The 17,348-nt window shown below is 52.6% G+C and carries 14 protein-coding genes; 6 read left to right on the forward strand and 8 right to left on the reverse strand.

Going from position 1 to position 17,348, the window contains the following annotated elements; all coding sequences use genetic code 11:
- Positions 1 to 3: 3 nt before the first annotated feature.
- Both J4859_RS00120 and J4859_RS00125 read left to right on the forward strand, forming a co-directional pair.
- Entirely contained in the window at positions 4 to 828 is an 825-nt protein-coding gene (locus J4859_RS00120; RefSeq protein ID WP_212335032.1) for a ParB/RepB/Spo0J family partition protein, read from the forward strand.
- Positions 829 to 1,089 carry a hypothetical protein gene (locus tag J4859_RS00125; protein ID WP_212331547.1) on the forward strand — a complete coding sequence of 87 codons (261 nt, stop codon included), beginning with the start codon at positions 829 to 831 and terminating at the stop codon, positions 1,087 to 1,089.
- A gap of 82 nt (positions 1,090 to 1,171) precedes the next feature.
- On the opposite strand, the gene rlmN is transcribed toward J4859_RS00125, so the two are convergent.
- Positions 1,172 to 2,242 carry a 23S rRNA (adenine(2503)-C(2))-methyltransferase RlmN gene (gene rlmN / locus J4859_RS00130; protein ID WP_212331550.1) on the reverse strand — a complete coding sequence of 357 codons (1,071 nt, stop codon included), beginning with the start codon at positions 2,240 to 2,242 and terminating at the stop codon, positions 1,172 to 1,174.
- 141 nt (positions 2,243 to 2,383) lie between these two features.
- On the opposite strand from rlmN, the gene J4859_RS00135 reads away from it, so the two are divergent.
- Together J4859_RS00135 and J4859_RS00140 are read left to right on the forward strand one after the other, a co-directional pair.
- Positions 2,384 to 3,331 (forward strand): D-alanine--D-alanine ligase, encoded by a 948-nt coding sequence (locus tag J4859_RS00135; RefSeq protein WP_371812107.1) that lies wholly within the window; start codon positions 2,384 to 2,386, stop codon positions 3,329 to 3,331.
- Complete coding sequence (locus J4859_RS00140) at positions 3,331 to 6,300, forward strand: helicase C-terminal domain-containing protein (protein WP_212331556.1); 2,970 nt, start codon at positions 3,331 to 3,333, stop codon at positions 6,298 to 6,300. Before J4859_RS00135 ends, J4859_RS00140 begins: the two co-directional genes overlap by 1 nt.
- Before the next feature lie 521 nt (positions 6,301 to 6,821).
- On the opposite strand, the gene J4859_RS00145 is transcribed toward J4859_RS00140, so the two are convergent.
- The 4 genes from J4859_RS00145 to J4859_RS16570 all read right to left on the reverse strand — a co-directional run bounded on the left by J4859_RS00145 (position 6,822) and on the right by J4859_RS16570 (position 8,196).
- Entirely contained in the window at positions 6,822 to 7,112 is a 291-nt protein-coding gene (locus tag J4859_RS00145; RefSeq protein WP_212331558.1) for a hypothetical protein, read from the reverse strand.
- Between the two features lie 209 nt (positions 7,113 to 7,321).
- Positions 7,322 to 7,702: a hypothetical protein gene (locus tag J4859_RS00150; protein WP_212331560.1), complete on the reverse strand. Its 381-nt coding sequence runs from the start codon at positions 7,700 to 7,702 to the stop codon at positions 7,322 to 7,324.
- Complete coding sequence (locus tag J4859_RS00155) at positions 7,699 to 7,869, reverse strand: hypothetical protein (protein ID WP_212331562.1); 171 nt, start codon at positions 7,867 to 7,869, stop codon at positions 7,699 to 7,701. Before J4859_RS00155 ends, J4859_RS00150 begins: the two co-directional genes overlap by 4 nt.
- Positions 7,870 to 8,067: 198 nt before the next feature.
- Positions 8,068 to 8,196 (reverse strand): hypothetical protein, encoded by a 129-nt coding sequence (locus tag J4859_RS16570; RefSeq protein ID WP_256436775.1) that lies wholly within the window; start codon positions 8,194 to 8,196, stop codon positions 8,068 to 8,070.
- A gap of 209 nt (positions 8,197 to 8,405) precedes the next feature.
- On the opposite strand from J4859_RS16570, the gene J4859_RS00160 reads away from it, so the two are divergent.
- Complete coding sequence (locus J4859_RS00160) at positions 8,406 to 12,752, forward strand: M28 family peptidase (protein ID WP_212331564.1); 4,347 nt, start codon at positions 8,406 to 8,408, stop codon at positions 12,750 to 12,752.
- A gap of 59 nt (positions 12,753 to 12,811) precedes the next feature.
- On the opposite strand, the gene J4859_RS00165 is transcribed toward J4859_RS00160, so the two are convergent.
- Entirely contained in the window at positions 12,812 to 15,718 is a 2,907-nt protein-coding gene (locus tag J4859_RS00165) for a VaFE repeat-containing surface-anchored protein (RefSeq protein WP_212331565.1), read from the reverse strand.
- A gap of 301 nt (positions 15,719 to 16,019) precedes the next feature.
- On the reverse strand, positions 16,020 to 16,418 hold the full coding sequence (locus J4859_RS00170) for a hypothetical protein (RefSeq protein WP_212331567.1): 399 nt from the start codon (positions 16,416 to 16,418) through the stop codon (positions 16,020 to 16,022).
- A 109-nt stretch (positions 16,419 to 16,527) separates the two neighbouring features.
- Here J4859_RS00170 and J4859_RS00175 point away from each other — a divergent pair, with 109 nt between their 5' ends.
- Positions 16,528 to 16,707, forward strand: a complete 180-nt coding sequence (locus tag J4859_RS00175; RefSeq protein WP_212331569.1) for a hypothetical protein — start codon at positions 16,528 to 16,530, stop codon at positions 16,705 to 16,707.
- A gap of 193 nt (positions 16,708 to 16,900) precedes the next feature.
- Here J4859_RS00175 and J4859_RS00180 read toward each other — a convergent pair whose 3' ends face one another.
- Complete coding sequence (locus J4859_RS00180; protein ID WP_212331571.1) at positions 16,901 to 17,092, reverse strand: hypothetical protein; 192 nt, start codon at positions 17,090 to 17,092, stop codon at positions 16,901 to 16,903.
- Positions 17,093 to 17,348 lie beyond the last annotated feature (256 nt).

Raw genomic sequence — 17,348 nt, forward strand, 5'->3', positions numbered from 1 at the left:
CTGATGGGGGAGGCCAATGCTGAAGTACGTTCAAATAAGCCCGATGTTGAATTGCCGATCGAATCCATTAGCCCTAACCCGCATCAACCACGGAAAGACTTTGATCAGGATGAACTCGAGGAATTAAAGAGCTCCATTGAGCAACATGGTATTCTGCAGCCGATCCTCGTGAGAAAACGGGGAAACAAATATCAGATTGTGGCAGGAGAGCGCCGCTATCAAGCAGCAAAGCTTGCCGGCCTCAAAAGGGTTCCCGTTGTTGTGAGAGATATCAGTGACAAGGAAGTCTTTGAACTTGCCCTCATTGAGAATCTACAGCGTACTGATTTGAATCCAATCGAAGAGGCTCAGGGATATAGAGAGCTTCTGGATCAGAACAACTGGACGCAGGAAGAACTTGCCCATATCCTCTCTAAATCTCGTTCGACTATAACCAATGCAGTACGGTTACTCGATCTTCCGAAGGAAGTTCAGGACTATATGGCCTCAGGACAGCTGACAGCAGGGCACGCCCGGGCAATTCTTGCAGTGCCTAATAAAGAGGACCGTATCAAGCTCGCTGATAAAGTAGTACAGGAGAAGTTGTCAGTTAGACAGACAGAAAACCTTGCAACACTAATTTCTGTCAATAAATCACCCAAACCGAAACGGCAACCAACGCCTGAAAGCTACAAGCGTGCAGCCCATATTTTAGGTAAGGTATTGAATACCAAAGTACGGGTACGCCGGAAACGGGGAAAGAATAAGATCGAGATCGACTTTAAAGACGAAGACGATTTAACAAGGCTCGTGTCTGAGTTGGAACAGATCCAAGAAAGAGGGGAGTGAGTGATTTTGAAACACCCAGCAAGAACGTTCTTCATTGAAGTTGGACTCTTCGCTGCTGGCGGTTACTATCTCTACAACCATGTACTGTCAGATGAAGCAAAGGATCAACTGAATCATATGTTTGATACATTAAAGACATCATTTACTAAGATCTCCGAAGTTACACATGAACAGGATTCAGCGAACCAAGAACAGGAGAAAAAGGCTGCAGAAGCTAATCGTGAAAACGTTGAGCGACAGTGGGAGAGCCTTGGGTACTGAGAATAACAGTATAGGATAATGCAAAAATCCCCTATCAGAACACACGTTCTAATAGGGGATTAATTCTTATGAGAAAGCTACGCTAACACTTCGTATAGGCCTGTGAAAGCTGACCGCAGGCAGCGTCGATGTCCGCGCCACGCGGATTTCTGATCGTAGCGGCAACACCGACTGATCCAAGTCTCTGCACGAACTGATTGGCGCGCTCCTCGGTAGAAGGCGTGAAGGGTGAGCCGGGAACCTCATTGAGCTGGATGAGGTTGACGTGGGCTAGTGTGCCACGGCAGAAGTCGCACAGTGCGTCGAGTTCAGTGTCTGTATCGTTTACTCCATGGATCAACGCATATTCATACGTGGGGCGACGGCCTGTTTTGTCGACGTATTCGCCCATAACGTCGTAGAGGTACAAGAGTGAGTACTTACGGACTCCGGGCATCAGCTTGTTACGCGTCGCCTGGTTTGCGGAATGCAGTGAGACCGCTAGACCAAACTGCTCTTTCTCATTGGCGAACTTCTTGATTCCTGGGATAATGCCACATGTCGATACGGTGAGATGTCGAGCACCGATGCCTACACCTTTATCAGAGTTGAGGAGGCGAAGCGCCTTGAGGGTTTCGTCGTAATTCATAAAGGGTTCACCTTGTCCCATCAATACAACTGAGGTAACACGGGTGTGAAAGTCATCGCCGATATGGCGGACCTGCTCGTAGATCTCGGAGGCGGTGAGGGAGCGGGCGAGTCCGGCTTTGCCGGTCGCGCAGAATGTGCAGCCCATGCCACAACCCGCTTGGGTGGAGGCGCATACCGTGAGGCGGTTCTTGGTCGGCATGCCGACACATTCGGCACTGACTCCATCGGTAAACTGTAAAAGATACTTGCGGCTGCCGTCTAGCGATATCTGTCGAGCAAGCTCTTTCGGCGTCCCAATGGTGAGATGCTGAGAAAGTAAATCTCTTAATGATTTAGGGAGATTTGACATCTCATCAAAGGTATGTGCGTTCTTTCCCCAAACCCACTCTTCTATCTGAGATGCCCGGAATTTTGGCTGGTGTAGCTCTTCCATAAAGGCTACAAGCTGCCCGTGTGAGAGCGTATGGATATCGGGAAGGGAAGTCCCTTTGTGCTGCGGGAGCGTTTTACGATTTGGAGCCATGTTGTGACCTTTTCTTTCCGGAGCTAATTAAGGAAGTGTATCCTTTTAAATCTAACAAGGTTAATTACACAATACCGTGTTTTTGGATGGCCTGAGGAATGACCAAGAGGAGTTCACATGACAAGGGATGTCCTATTCAAATTGCACATTGCAATTCTTGCAGGCGGTTGGTCCGATGAGCGGAATATTTCGATGGAGTCAGGGCAGCACTGCCTTGAAGCCTTAACAGAAGCGGGATTCAAAGATCTGACGCTGTTCAACGTAGCCGATTCCGACTTCGTTGATCGGTTCTCAGCGGGGCATTTTGATTTTGCCTTCATCACGATGCATGGCCGCTACGGGGAGGACGGCTGCATCCAAGGCTTCCTTGAGACCATACATATCCCGTATACCTTCTCCGGCGTGCTTGCCTCAGCGTTGGGTAACGATAAGGTAGCAGCAAAGGTCATGTATCGCAATGCGGGCATACCGGTGCCGAGGGGTGAGACGGTCGACATCAGTGCCGCAGATGACTCTGAGACCATCGATCGCCTGATTGAAGAGCTCTCGTTCCCGATCTTCGTCAAACCCTCCGCGAACGGCTCAAGCTATGGGGTGACCCGCGTCAATAAGCACGAAGAGCTTCCGTTAGCGATCAAAAAGGCCGCTGCTGAAGGTGATCGTGTGCTGGTCGAGCAGTGCATTGAAGGTACTGAGATCACGGTACCGGTCATCGGCACTGAGGACCCGCAGGTGCTTCCGATTGTCGAGGTAGTCTTCGACAATGCGGATTACTACGACGTGTCCGTCAAGAGCGAACCAGCTTCGCTGCACCATATTATTCCGGCACGGCTCACTGACGAAGAGACCAGGCTCGCTTCCGATTACGCTATCAAGGCACACAAGGCGCTGGGTTGCAGGGGAACCTCACGCAGCGACTTCATCGTTACGAAAGAGGGGATACCCTATATCCTGGAGACCAACATGATTCCGGGCATGACTAAGAGAAGCCTGCTGCCTGACTCAGCTGAGCGTGCGGGTATCCCATTCTCTGAACTCTGCACCCGCTTTGTAGAGTGGGGTCTCAAAGAAAGCGTACATGAGAAGTAATGAGTGAGAAAGAACTACTAACCCTCAACGAGGTACTCCTTCCGAATACCCCTAAACATATCCGTGAACAGTATCAGACACTTGCGGAGCGTGCTGCGAAGACCGATTTCGGACCGTTGGAAGACAATATCGTGGTGATCGATACCGAGACAACCGGATTGTCTTTCAAAAACTGTGAGCTGGTTGAGATCGCTGCCGCACGCATCTCTAGTAAGAAGGTGGTCGACACCTTCGATACCTTTGTGCACCCAACCGGTTTGATCCCTCCTGAAATTGTGAAGCTTACCAATATTCGCCAAGTCGACGTTGCAGATGCCCCGAGCGCACCTGAGGCGGTCGCAAAACTGGTGGAATTTGTGAGAGGGGATGTGGTCTTAGCCCATAACGCAGCCTTTGACCGGACCTTTATCGAATCCGTTCCGGGTGGTATAGAGGTCAGCGACAACTGGATCGATACGCTCGCACTGTCCCGCATTGCATTGCCTTCGCTGACAACTCATCGACTCTCTGATCTGGCAGAGATCTTCGGGAGCGATTCGGTGACTCACCGCTCAAAGGATGATGTGGTGGCACTCTGTGGGGTATGGCCGATCATTCTGCAGGGGCTTGCAGATTTACCTGCGGGATTACTGGACTATCTTGCAAATATGCACCCTGAAGTCGAGTGGAGCTACCGTCCCATCTTCTCGTATCTGGCGCATCAGAGAGAACCGGAGGTGTTCTCACTCAAAGATACCCGCAATGAACTACTGAAACAGGTGCCAGAGCATGAAAGGGAAGATGCAAACGATAAAAAAGAACCATTTCAAGTGCCTTCTCCTGCAGAGATCGACGCAATCTTTGCCGAGGGTGGCGATGTAAGTTGCGCTTATGATCACTATGAGCAACGGCCCGAACAGCTGAAGATGGCGCAAGAAGTGCGTGAGGCGCTTGAAACCTCGACGCACCGCACGATTGAAGCGGGGACCGGTACGGGAAAATCCCTTGCCTACCTCGTTCCTGAAATCCTGTTTGCCCAGAAGAACAACGTGAGCGTCGGTGTGGCGACTAAGACGAATGCGCTGGCTGACCAGTTAATCTCACATGAACTGCCCCTGTTGAACACTGTCTTAGAAAACGGGGTGTCCTACCATACCCTCAAAGGGTGGAACCATTACCCTTGTCTCTATCGCATGGAAAAGGCCTATCAAGAGGAATTACCAATCAATATAGTGATCTCTCATGCTCAAGGCCGTCCAAGCTCCAAACGTACGATTGCCCAGGATATGCTCACTGCTTTGGCAGTGTCTTATACCTACGTCGCGGAATCTGCGGATGAGGACCTCGACGCAATGGGCATACGCTGGAAGAATGTGCCGCGTGAGCTCATTACGATCACGTCCCACGAGTGTCTCCACACAAAATGCCCCTTCTATTCGCATGAGTGCGTAGCCTATACCGCGCGGCGGCTTGCTGCCGGCTGCGATGTGGTGGTGACAAACCATTCGCTGTTGCTCCGCAATGTGCTAGCAGAGGGACATATCTTGCCACCAATTCGCCACTGGGTGATCGATGAGGCACATAGCTTTGAATCGGAGGCCCGTAGCCAATGGGCAACTGAGATCTCAGCAGTGGATATCCAGGACATCTTTGAGGTGTTGGGCGACGCCAAAAAGGGTGCCCTTGCCCGTGCATGTAACTCGGTCGTGGGTAAAGATGGTGCAACTTTGGCGCTCGGTCTCATCCAGAAAGCCTCTAAAGCAGTGCAGCATGCGTCGCTCGTGACGTCTGAGCTCATGGCGGCAATCCATGATCTGATTTCGCTTGCGGGCAAGTCGAGCTATGAGGGGACAACCCTGTGGATTAATGAGGAGGTGCGTGCCAGTGGGCGGTGGCGCGCTGTTGTGGAAACAGGCACAGAGGCCGTACGGAGTTTGGAAGAGGCGAGCAAGCGCCTCAAAGAAGCGCAGACAACATTCTCACTGACCACCAATGAAGGCGACAACATCCTGGGGGATCCCGCGATCGCCTTCGATGATCTCGTCAACGCTATCAGCCTCATTGTTCTCAAGCCGGATCCAGCATACGTGTATTCGGCGCAGCTCTATCGGCAGACCAACCAGCAGAGTAAGAACAAACGTTTGAGATCAGAGAGGCTGGTTGCAGAAAAACTCGATATCGGGCAGGATCTGGGGACTCAGTGGCTACCGGGGATGAAGAGCGTTATCTTTACCTCTGCGACTATGGCAGTTGAGCACGATTTCTCCCACTTCAATCATGCAGTCGGTTTGGATAAGCTGCCCAAGGAGTCCTACAAGGATATCCAGTTACCTTCAAGTTTTGACTTCGATGACAACATGTCAGTGATTGTGGCGAAGGATCTGCCGCTTCCGGGTAATCCGTCCTACCTCACTGCCCTAGACGATCTGCTCTTTGACATCCATATTAGCATGCAGGGTTCAGTGCTGACACTCTTCACCAACAGGCGGGAGATGGAAAAAGTCTACAACGAGCTGCAGCCCCGCTTAGCCCGGGAAGGACTTGAGCTGATCTATCAAGGACCCCGTTCCTCTCCTCGACAGCTTCGGGATCAGTTCATCCGGGACAGGGAGCTTTCGCTCTTTGCGCTGAAATCCTTTTGGGAAGGGTTAGATGCCCAGGGGGATACACTGCGCTGCGTGGTCGTACCGAAGCTTCCGTTTGCCAGTCCCCATGATCCGCTGGTACAGGAGCGTGAAGAGCGTGAGCCGCGGGCTTGGTGGCGCTACCAGTTGCCGGATGCGGTGCTTTCTGTCAAACAGGCTGCCGGTAGACTGATCAGAACCAAGACCGATACCGGCGTCTTGGTCCTCTGTGACTCCCGTCTCGTCAAAAAGAGATACGGTCGGGACTTTATCGAATCGATGCCGTCACATACTACGGCTGAGTTGGAGACCAGAAATATCGGTTCTTACCTCAAAATGTGGCGCGCCTCACATGAGCGTAGATAGCACCCTACACTTGGGTGAGCATATCTAGATCGTGTTGGGTAAAGGTTCAAACCTGCTTTTGAACTTCTTTGTCGGGGCAGGTTACCTTGCCCCCACACGCTATCGATCGCTGTATAAGCTACTTTGTGCCGCAGTAGGGAAGCAGTTCCTGCTGTGGATTGGTATGTCCTTTGCTCACCCATAGACGCGGCCACTCAAAGAAGCTGATATACGGTGGATCCCAAAAGGTGAGAGGGTGACCTTCTGCGCTTTCTCCGTCGGTTTGTTCGATACCCTGTTCTCCTGCTCTGAGGTCGGAAGGGGACAGGGCTCAAGGTTCTGTATGTGGCTCAGCTGGAACTAGCGGTCCTGCTGTCTCGTGTAATCGAACACTTCGATATGCCAGACATGGTCGTCCTGCTTGAGCCGTTCAGGATGCGCCAAACGGCGTTTACCATCGTATCGGTATTGCCTTGGTAGAGGAATGTCAGTGTTCGCTCTGCGATGAGAGCATCGATCACCGTATTAGCCTGCTGTGAGGCTCAAGGCCCTGACTGTCTTTCGATACCTTCCTCGTCGATATTGATCTGCCCATAGTTGGAGACGATCTTCTTCCTCAAGGGGTCATCGTCAGAGACCCCACAGCGGTTGAGTGCCGCGAGGATCGTATCGGTTTCTGTCAGTGACAGTCGGATTGAGTGCCTTTTGATTCCGTTATCAAAGGCAAGCGATACCTCATTCTCACCATCTGAGAGCACAAGCGAGAGGTATCGCCCGTCGTTGTCCCCTGATGCGATCAAAAGTTCGAACAGATGGCGGGCTGAAATACCCATGCGATCTGCGATCGTGTCGCCACGTAGGGTATCACCCCCTTGGAGAGGGCGGAGAGCAAAGCGATCAGTTCACGAAGTTCAGTGGTATTGCCGGCTTCATCGCTTGGCATCGTTCAAGTCTTCTTTGAAGACTGATACGTATTCGTCTTTCAGCTCCTGTGGGGATGGGGAGCGAACCCCTGCTTTAGCCCCTAGGTTGCAGCATCGCTTCACGAGCTCACTTCAACCGCACGCTGATAGGTATTCGCGTCGTGTTTGGTCAGGATTGCATACCTCTGCAGCGTCTCCAGCAACTCTTCTACAGGCTGCTTCAGGATAAAGTGCGCTGTGCCAATAGTCGTTCTGATCTGGCAGGAGAGTACTTTGAAGTCAGCCGCGCCGAAAGACTTTAGGATTCCATAGTACGATTGACGAGTGAGACTTTGGGGAGCTGCTCCACCCGATAGATTCTTCAGGTGATCGCTGATCTGCTGTCCGTCGCTGTCTTCAGTGGCGACGCAGTACGTAATATCCCGTAGGGTGAAGAAACCGTATGGATCCACGACAGTGGGCTTTGCCGTACCGTCAGCTTCGGTATGGCCGAGCTTCACAAATTGGCGGTTGAGAAATCCCTAGTGGAGCAGTTAGAGGTTCTGTTTGCCTTTGGGTTGATCTGACGCACCACTGATTCCCTGTCGAAGGCGTGATCGATCTTTAAGAGCGCCCTGTGCAGCTCCGCACAGTAGGGGAATCTCTCATCTTTGACGATAGACTTCAAGAGTAGTTGCAGCTGTAAGGCTTCCTCACCGATGAGGGAAGTCCTCCCGGTGTAGGAGGTGCTCTCGTCGGTGGCCTACCTCACTTTTTTGTCTGTAGGATCCGACTCTCTCGCGACATGGATCCCACAGAGTGCCAAATGCCGCATATCTCGTTTTTGCAACGCGTTGAATGAGCGGTGTGAGAGCTCAGGGTAGATCTACTTGTGGATGAACTCGGATGTGAGCAGCGTTGCGTTGTTGATAAAGTCAATCGCGAGCGTGACCAGCCGCTGTGCGCTGATATCATTTGCGGAGAACTGTACATTTTCTTCACGGTGAGGTTTCATATACCGTACTCCTTGGTGATCTGGTTTCTCTCGAGAGCGACCAATTTGTAGACTATGTGTTGAGGCTGAGAGATGAAGAAGCTGGAGAAAATGCATGGCTGTTTCTATAAGAAAAGTATGAGCATACAAAAGCTAGATTCTAACAAGTATACTTAACACATGATTATATCAAAACAGATTTATGACCCACACAGGTGGTGGAGATAACGATGTCAAAGACGCATGAATACTTAGACTATCTTGAGGAACAGATAGGCATTGCGCCTGCAAACAGCCAAGAAGAACTCGATGCCGCTCAGACAATCTCTAAAGTTATGCAGGACCATAACGTGGATCCCCAACTCGAAGAGTTCAGCGCATCGACAGGGTCGCAGACGCTCGTGCCAATCTTCACGATTCTGATGCTCGTCGGTCTCATTATGGCTGGCATCGGCTCCTTTGTCCGTATCATCGGTGCCATCATCACTATCATCTTTGCGGTCACTCTAACCTTGCATCACCAGGGTCGTATCTCGTTTGATCGGGTTGGGCCACAGTGCAAGAGTCAAAACGTTGTTGGCCTCCACCAGCACACCGGTCCCAAAGTCATTAAAGGCAACCGACCGATCGTGATTGTCGCGCACTACGACGCCCCGCGCGTCAACCCCCTGATTGAAAACAAGACCACTGCCGCATGGTATGTGTTGGCAAAGCGGGCAAGCACGTACTGTATCTATATAAGTATGATCGCAGCGCTGCTTCAACTCTTCGGATTTATCCCCTCTATCGTGCGGACCATCATCTGGATTGTCGGTATCGTCGCGGGCCTCATTCCCACCGCTCTTGCAATCGGCGACATCGCGACGCGCTTCGGTGACTGCACCGATGGGGCTAACGACAACAAATCATCTGTTGCCGCACTGTTGAGCATCGTAAACAATGTGCACCCAGGGACAGATCGTGCCCTTGAGATAGAAGCAGAGAAAGCCAAAGAGGAAGCGCAGCGCGCTGAAGAGGGGTGGCAGGCTGCGGAAGCCAAACGGGAAGCCGAAGCGAAAGCGGAACGGCTTTCCCACTATCGCCGGCATGGCGTAGACACACTTCGCTCTCTCAACATGCTCCCCGAAGACTGCACTATAGAGTATGAGAGAGAAGAAGCGGCGGTCGCAGCGCCGCAGGAAGAAGGACAGTCTGATGAGACAAGTGTGCTGTCCGCTCAGACTGATGAAAAAACACAGCAGACTACTCCGGCGGACAAGACCCTCAGACGTCCAACCGTCGGTAGTCGGTTTAATCGTTCGAATGAGGCTCGAAAAGCGGACAAGCGTGAGCAGACGCAAAAGGAAGAGCCTGAAAAACATGAGTCCCAGGCCTCAGCTGGACAGCCGGGAGAAGAGCAACCGACCACATCGTTTACTGCGCCGACCCTTGATGAGCAGAATGAGGTAGCCGAAGAGACTCCCATCGAGACAGAGGAGAAAACTCCCGAAGAGCCTGGTGAGGGTGAGACCTCTACAGAGAAGCCCAAAGGCAAATATAGGGACAAGAAGAATCTTTGGCCGAATGTTCTAGACGCTGAGTGGGAGTCAATCACTCCTGAACCTGACACTGATACCACTGAATCCGACACGGAGATGGAGACAACTCCACAAGAGAGCGATACAGCTGAGGCAGTGCAGGAAGAGAATCAGCAAGCGGCTTCAGAAGAATCAACTGGGACAGAGACCAATGAGGAACAGGACAAGGAGGATACCACTCAGTCTGAGGAGTCAAGCAAGTCCAAGTTTCAGAAGTTCGTTCAGAAATTTCATCACAACGCTGCGTCCAAAGAGACTGAGCCAGAGCCCTCAACGGAAGAAGGGAAGACAGACTCACCTGATACCACACAGAATAGTTCTGCTGAGGAAACGACGGATGAGGCAACGGATAAAGAGGGGCCTGGAAAGGAAGAGCAGACTTCTGTTCCGGAGGAGAAGGCCGAGCATCTTCAATCTGACGACAACGAGTCTCACAGCGATGAGGATGACAATTTCTCGCAGATGGTTGAGTCTACCTTTGATAAGCACTTCAACAAGAGAAATGAAACTTCAGACACAACTCAAAAAACGGAGCCTGACAAAATTACAGGTGAGACCGATGAAGGAGCTAAGAATTCCTCTCCGGTTGATGACTCAGGTGTAATGGCAGCGTTGGCATCCCTAGACAAGGAAGTGAAGCTGCCCTCCGAGGACGAGGATAGTCAGTCTGAGACTGGGCAGATGGATGAGAATGTTTCACAAGAAACAGATGACAGCGAAGCTACTTCTCCGGCTGACCATGAAGAAACAGAGGAATCGACTCCTGTGGCGAAGCAGGATGAAGAACAACCCGCTCAGTCCGAAGAAGAAGCGAATGCCCCTGCGAGCCCCGAGCCATCGGAAGCTTCTGACGAAGAGGAGCAAGAGGCTTCTACGGAGGGAACCGCATCTGATGAGAGTGCACCCACTGATGGAGCTGCTGAAGAGGCACCCGCAGAGAAACCTGACGCCCAATCTGCGCGGGCCGAAATACCGTGCGATTGGGAGGCGGTCAGCAAAAAGGTCCCCGTCACTGCTGAATATAGATTGATAGCTTCGAAGGATCGCTCGAAGTCTGATTCGGATGGGGCGGCGCCCACAGAGCTGGAAGCATCTGATAATAAAGAGCCGGTCGCTCAGCAAGAGACACCTGAGGTGAATGACACTGCTGAAGATACAAGCGAACATGAGGAAGATGTCTCAGAGGATCGGACTGATGAGAATGAGGATACCGGGGAAGTCGAAGAGACAGCAAAGGGTGACTCTGAGATAGAAGATGAGCTATCTGTATCACAGACAGACGAAGAGGGCTCTCATGAAATAAAATCTGACCTCCAAAACGATACCGAGCCCGAGAGTGACGACACCCCAATCGCCAAAAAGCCTATCGCCGAAGCTGACTTCTCCGAAGAGGAGGAGCAGACAGGTACTGCTGGGGACATTGAATCCAAAGCGTTGTCCGAAACAGAGAAGATTTCCGATGAAACTGCTGGAGTAGGGGACGAGGAACCGAATGAAGGTACCGACGGCGTGACCGCCGGTGGCGCTGGTAGTAAGCAGACCTCACAGGAGCTTGATTTCAAATCTACTATTCCGAAGAACTATACGGTGGGCCGTGAGATGCCAGCCGAAGAGCCTGCATCCAACAACCTTCGTACAGGCAAGCAAGATTCTGCGGTCCGTCTCGAGGATAAACAGCACGCGACCGATAGAGGGCTTAAGATCAGCCGGTCTGGTCAGCACTCAAGAATTAACGAGGCTATACAACAGACAAGGTCTGAGGTCCCTAAGACTTCTTCAGCTGTTCCTGCAGAGAGCGTGGACGGTAGTTTTGACACAGAGCAACAGCTCCATACAGATACCGAGCCGGTAGAATCCTTCGATACTGAGCAAAAGTCAAAGGAGATCGATCAGCAGAAGGCTAAATCTATGAAGGACAAACACTACACAAAGCCTGAGATGCCCGACGATCCAAATTGGGGTAAATCCTCCTTCACACCCCAGATTCCGGATGCAACGCGTCAAGCTATCCTGAATGATGTACCGGATCCTGCCAAGAAATCGTATGATCCATTTGCTGAGAAACCCCAAACAGAGGGGATCGATGATCTGCCTGTTACTGGGCAGCCGGCAATTTCCTTTGGCAGCACCCGTCGCTTTGACGTTATTACCCCGCAGTCGCTCGAGAAGATCGCTCGAGAGACACAGGAGCCCCAAGATCGTGGACGGCACAAGGGTGACAGGGATGGTAAGGACAAGAGATCTAAGCGTGGGAACAACGGGTGGAAAGGAGGCGCAACTCCGAAAGATGAGTTTCGTGACCATACTGTAGAGTCTGAGGACCAGCAAGAATCTGAGGACAAGCCGGAAACACGCGGTTATGAGCTCGACGTTCAGGAACCGGTTTCTGAAGAGCATCAACCTGTTGTTCAAGACGTACAAACTGTACCTGAACCACAGAGCACCGCTGCAGCACCACAGCAGCAGGAGGAAGCTCAGGAAGCAGCTCCTAAAAATACCGTGAGTGTCACTGAGGAAGAGCTCCGCGACGCAGTTCTCTCGATGAACGATGACGATCTCATCTCGCATGATATCTGGTTTGTCGCGACGGGAGGCTCAGAGCTTGACCATGGCGGTATGAAGTCCTTCTTGCGCAACCATCGTGAAGATATCAGTGGCGCTTTCGTTATTAACTTGGACTGTATCGGTGCGGGTACCCCGACATTGTTGACACGGGAAGGGTCCAACACCTCCAAGCATTCCAATCACCGGTTGGTGCGCATGCTGTCTAAGATTGCTAAGAATCTCGGACTTTCGCTGAACCGTGCTCGCTTTGATTATGGGGATACCGACGCGACGACAGCAATACGCACGCACATCCGGGCGGTCACCATCATGGGCATGGACGAGAATGGATTGCCTGCGTACTCCCATACGTTGGATGATGTGAATGAAAACGTCGATGGGGATCAAGTGGCCGATATCGTGGCGTTGGTTACCGAGTTGATCCGCGAGTCATAACACGACAGAGGGCGAGCAGAGGGAGATACATGATTCCCTCTGCTCGATTTTTATGCCTGTTATCTTCTCTTGTAGAGATTGATGCCACCTACGGCTGCCAGGCAGCTTCCAAGAAGGCCAACTGTCCAGGGGAAGTTCGCGATATCACCGGTATTGGGGATATTTGAGTGCTCTAAGAAGACAATACTCTGTCCGGTATCGTGGATGTCCTCATGGCTTCCGACCGGTTTACCCTGATGGGTCAGTTTCTCAAAGACAACGATATGTTTGCCAGCGAGTGAGGTGGTATCACAGTTGATCGGGACCTCACAGGTCCCGTTTTCGTTCTCCGGGACAAACTCCTGGGTAAAGGTCATAACGTTACCGCCGGCATCCAACAGAGCACCGCTGTCCTCCCCATCATCGCCGACCAGATGAAGCGTAGCGGTAAGGGTGTAGGTCTCATGGGGGATCAGTCCGGTATATTCCACGGTATCCACCAGATGGCACTGGGAGCCTGCGCTCACCATATGGGAGTCGCTGTCCGCCTGAGTTGCTACCGTATGCAGTGACGAGAAGTGGACAGTCTGTCCCTCATCGTCAATATCCGTATGGATCGCAACTTCGGTACCATCCTGGGTCAGTTTCTCAAACGCGACGGTCTCGTGATAGGTCTCAGGGACGTTTTCAATCGTGAAAGTGATTTCCTGCTCCCCGTTTTCGGATTCCGGGACGAACTCGGCTGTTTGAGGTGCGACGCCGGAAAGAGGCTCACCGGTAGCTTTGTCCATCAAGGTACCTGTCAAAGTGTAGGTAGTACCCGGCGTCAGGTTTGAGTAGGTGACGGTATCTACCAATACCACAGTCTCCGTGCCGCGGGGAACGGTGTGCTCGCCCACTTCAGAAGTGAGTTCAGTATGGATACTTGGCCCATTCTCATTGTTTACGGTTCCTAGATGTACCTCAAAGTTGTCGCGTTTGATCGTAAGAGAAAGCGTGACGAGCTTCTTTCCGGCGTTGCTTTGGCAGGGGAGCTCCTCCACTGTGTAAGTGTCATAGGGGAGTGCACCGCGTTCGTCACTGATCGTGTTAGCATCTGTACCGTTGGATGAACCGAAGAACCATATCCCGGCTTCGCTGTCGAGCTTGTCGATATCGACAGTACCGTCTTCACCGACGGCTTGGTCGTTGGAGTTTGTCTTATTGGTATGGGAGAGTGCTCCGGCGGAGGTATCAAGTACGCCGTTCTCATCGGTGATTGCGATATGCCATTCTCCGGTGGTCTTTGAGGTGATCTTGAAAGGAATCTTACTCATACGTTGCTGCGTGTTTGCATTCGCTTTGATGAGAGAAAGGTCTCCCCGGATGACGGCATCAGTGCACCCGGTATCTTCTTTCAGCTCCTCCATCTTGCCATTCGTTTTGATCGTGACGGTTTGCTTCCAATCGCTGTTGGTGAGATATCCTTTGCCGGCCTGCGACTCCTGGACAGTGTAGTGACCATAGGGAAGCGCATCCGCTTCGGTTTGGGCTCTTCCGGTCTTGTCCGCGGTGATGGTCAGAGCAACGGCGCCAGGCTCTACCTGTTTTCCTGCGACTTTAACAGCGTTGTTGGAGGTATTGATAATATCAAAGGTCGTACCCTCAAAGGTTGCAGCGCCCTTCGGCGTGTCCTTTGCGCTTTCGCTATCGAGTTTCTGCACTGCCAAGCCTCCATGGATAACGTGTTCAGGATAGTTGGCAGTCTGAAGGGCAATCACCCCATCTTTTGCCTGATCGGTCTGTACTGCGATAGCGGTACGCGGATTCTCAGGTAAGAGATATCCTCCGGGAGCTTTGGTCTCCTCAATGGCTATCACTCCGAGTGGCACGACAACGGTGCCGTCCTTTAAGGTGTAGAAGTCGTCACCCTCTACCTTGTGTTCATTATCGAGTTTTATCATTCCACTGTCGTCGGTCTTCATGACCCAGGTTTTGGTCGCACTTTCAGGAAGATTGTTGGTGTCAGTGGTGCCTGCATAGAAGGAGATCTTGAACTGAGCATCATTCAGAGACGCATCGCCTTGGGGAGTCGCATCATTGGTCTGGTCATCCTTCTTTGCTATGGCTATATCCGGTTTTCCATAGAGGGGCATATCGCTGACGGTGCAGTCTGCTGTATCGCTTGACTTGATCTCTACACTATGGACCGTCTCGTCCACTCCATAACCGGCTGGCGCACTGATCTCTTTGACGTAATAGGTTCCTGTTCCGAGGTCAGAGACCGTAGCGGTACCATTTACATCCAGGGTGGCTCTGCTCACTTCCTGGGTTGCGCCTTCGTCGCTATAGATGCCGAAGACGGCCCCTCCCAGAGAATAGGCAGGGTTATCGGCGGTCAGCTGAGCATTCCCGCTGCTTTTCGTAATTTTCACTGAGCCGGTCGGCGCGATGGCAACGATACTCTGCTCAAAATTCGTGGGACAAACCCAGTACTTTGCCGCATGGTCCCACGGTCCGCTTTCCTTATCGTGCGTATGCGCTTCCTGCGCAAGCTGCCAGGCTGCCTGGGCTTCCTCAGTGGAGCAGTCAGCGGTCATATGCTTTTTGGGTATTGTGCGGTCCTGTTTCATGTCGCCCTGATACATCCAGATAGCGGCCTGAGAGATATGGATTGCTGATCTCTGAGGGTATTCCTTGTCTCCGAAGGTTGAGGTATGCGGATAGACGTGGTAGAGCAACCAGGCAAAGCCATGGGGATCGCCCCGCAATGTCTGCTCATCCATATCGGAAATCCAGTGCCATTCTTTAAAAGTTCCCGCTGGAACATTACATTCTGCCTGAGCGCAATAGCCCCGGGATCCATCGCTACCCCTAATGTCGCTGAGCAGTGAACCTGGGTCCCAGGTCCATTTCACTTGGCCTTCCTCTGCATAGGCCGTCTGTTGGAACACGACCAGTGAGAGCACCGCAGCGATCAGGATCAGGATGATACCTGCACGTCGCATTCCCTGTGATCGGTTCAAAGAGCCATTCTTCGTGTGATACCCTCGTTTGAGGGCCGCGAGATCCCGCGGCGGTGAATAACGGTAATGCTTGCACCGATAGGGCTGTGCATAAGCATGTCCTTGTTGGCCCATGGTTTACCTCCTTGTGACAGGTTTGGACAGGGAGGTGAAGCATAGAAAACAGATCTGACTGACCTGGATACGCGAAAAGCCAACAATATGACAGATATCGCTCTTGAGTGTGCTCTTACGGATAGGGCTGTGTGAAGGGCTGATGCACTAGACACAACAATTCGGATTGCTAGGTATGCTGCTCGGGCCTGGGGACGACCTTCAGACCCGTCTTCATCTTCGAGAAGAGCTTGAGCCGCTTCTTCTTGCAGTTGAGCGCCTCCCATTTCCCGAAGCGCCTGCATGCCTTGACCATCCTGGCATCGAGCAGGATGTCGCCGACAGATATCCCCTGCCCCGATGCCTGCGCGGCGTCAGAGACCTCCCGCATGATGAGGGCGCTCACGAGCAGGATGAACGCCAGTCCCTGCTTGTGGCAGTAGTCCTGCTGGCCGAGGGCAACCGCCCCCTGGCCGTTCTTGAAGTAGTCGAAGAGAGTCTCGATGGACCAGCGCCTCTTGTAGAGCGCCCATATGTCCTGGGCAGAGCGTTTGGCCCCGAGGCTCGTCTGCAGCACGGTTGTGCCCATGTAGGGCAGCATCGCATCGAGCTTCTCCTTGCGTGTATCCGGACGTGCCCATCTCCATGTGCCTGAGGTAGCTCTCCTGGATCTGCGCCTGTTGTAAGAGGCCGCAAAAGTGGAGCACGCGCCTGCCTGCAAGGGTGTCGTCGCGCCACTCGACGACGCACGCCTTCCTGTAGCGCGTCCAGACGAAGCGCCCCTGGGAGCCCTCCTGCGCCTCGAGGGCGACCGATGCCCTGCAGCGCCTGTCGCTTTTGGGGAGCGGGATCACGTACTGGTTGGCTGTCCGACGTGAAGAGGGCCAGGTTCTCCTCGCTGAGAAAGCCCTTATCCGCGAGGAAGAGCATGCCCGCAAGATGTGCCTGCCAAAAGAGCTCCCTCACAAAGACGGCGTCTGTATCCCCTCCCTCGTACATGCGCGACAGCAGCGCTATGCCGCTGCGCACGTCGTAGGCCATAAGCATGCTAACCTGCGGCTCACCGAGCTTTTAGAGCCTGTACCCCTTCTCGCTAAGCGAGTTGGCGCAGGAGTGCGAGCCTATCACGTGGCCGTCTGTGGCCACCTCCCCCGAGCATGAGTCGACAAGGTCCTGCTCGAAGGAGATGAGCGGCCCCTGCCTCCTACCGAGGTCCCCGTAGAGGCCGGCGAGCGCATCGTATCCCATCTTCAGCCCGGGCATCCTGTTATGAAGTGACCGTTGTCAAGAGGCAATTTCAGGAAATTTCCCCCCTGTCTAGCCACATTTGTGTTTCTCTGACAGCATCTGGAAAGAGCTCTGATTTAACAGTTCCCGGCATGTGGCCACTCTGTTATACGTGGATTGGCTACCAACAGACTAATGGTTTTGCCGTGAGCCCTGCGATCTAAAAGCGTGGATTTCTGTTTCCAGTGCCAACATAGGATGGACGCGGATGGCTTAAACCTTACAGTGATCA

The sequence above is a fragment of the Atopobium sp. oral taxon 416 genome (assembly GCF_018128285.1).
GTDB lineage: Bacteria > Actinomycetota > Coriobacteriia > Coriobacteriales > Atopobiaceae > Olsenella_L.

Bases quoted from the DNA above. Each gene is read 5' to 3' on its own strand.
- J4859_RS00120 (WP_212335032.1), top strand. From the start codon at position 4: ATGGGGGAGGCCAATGCTGAAGTACGTTCAAATAAGCCCGATGTTGAA.
- rlmN (WP_212331550.1), bottom strand. From the start codon at position 2,242: ATGGCTCCAAATCGTAAAACGCTCCCGCAGCACAAAGGGACTTCCCTT.
- J4859_RS00140 (WP_212331556.1), top strand. From the start codon at position 3,331: ATGAGTGAGAAAGAACTACTAACCCTCAACGAGGTACTCCTTCCGAAT.
- J4859_RS00145 (WP_212331558.1), bottom strand. From the start codon at position 7,112: ATGGGTATTTCAGCCCGCCATCTGTTCGAACTTTTGATCGCATCAGGG.
- J4859_RS16570 (WP_256436775.1), bottom strand. From the start codon at position 8,196: ATGAAACCTCACCGTGAAGAAAATGTACAGTTCTCCGCAAATGATATC.
- J4859_RS00160 (WP_212331564.1), top strand. From the start codon at position 8,406: ATGTCAAAGACGCATGAATACTTAGACTATCTTGAGGAACAGATAGGC.
- J4859_RS00165 (WP_212331565.1), bottom strand. From the start codon at position 15,718: ATGCGACGTGCAGGTATCATCCTGATCCTGATCGCTGCGGTGCTCTCA.
- J4859_RS00170 (WP_212331567.1), bottom strand. From the start codon at position 16,418: ATGGGCACAACCGTGCTGCAGACGAGCCTCGGGGCCAAACGCTCTGCC.
- J4859_RS00180 (WP_212331571.1), bottom strand. From the start codon at position 17,092: ATGCCCGGGCTGAAGATGGGATACGATGCGCTCGCCGGCCTCTACGGG.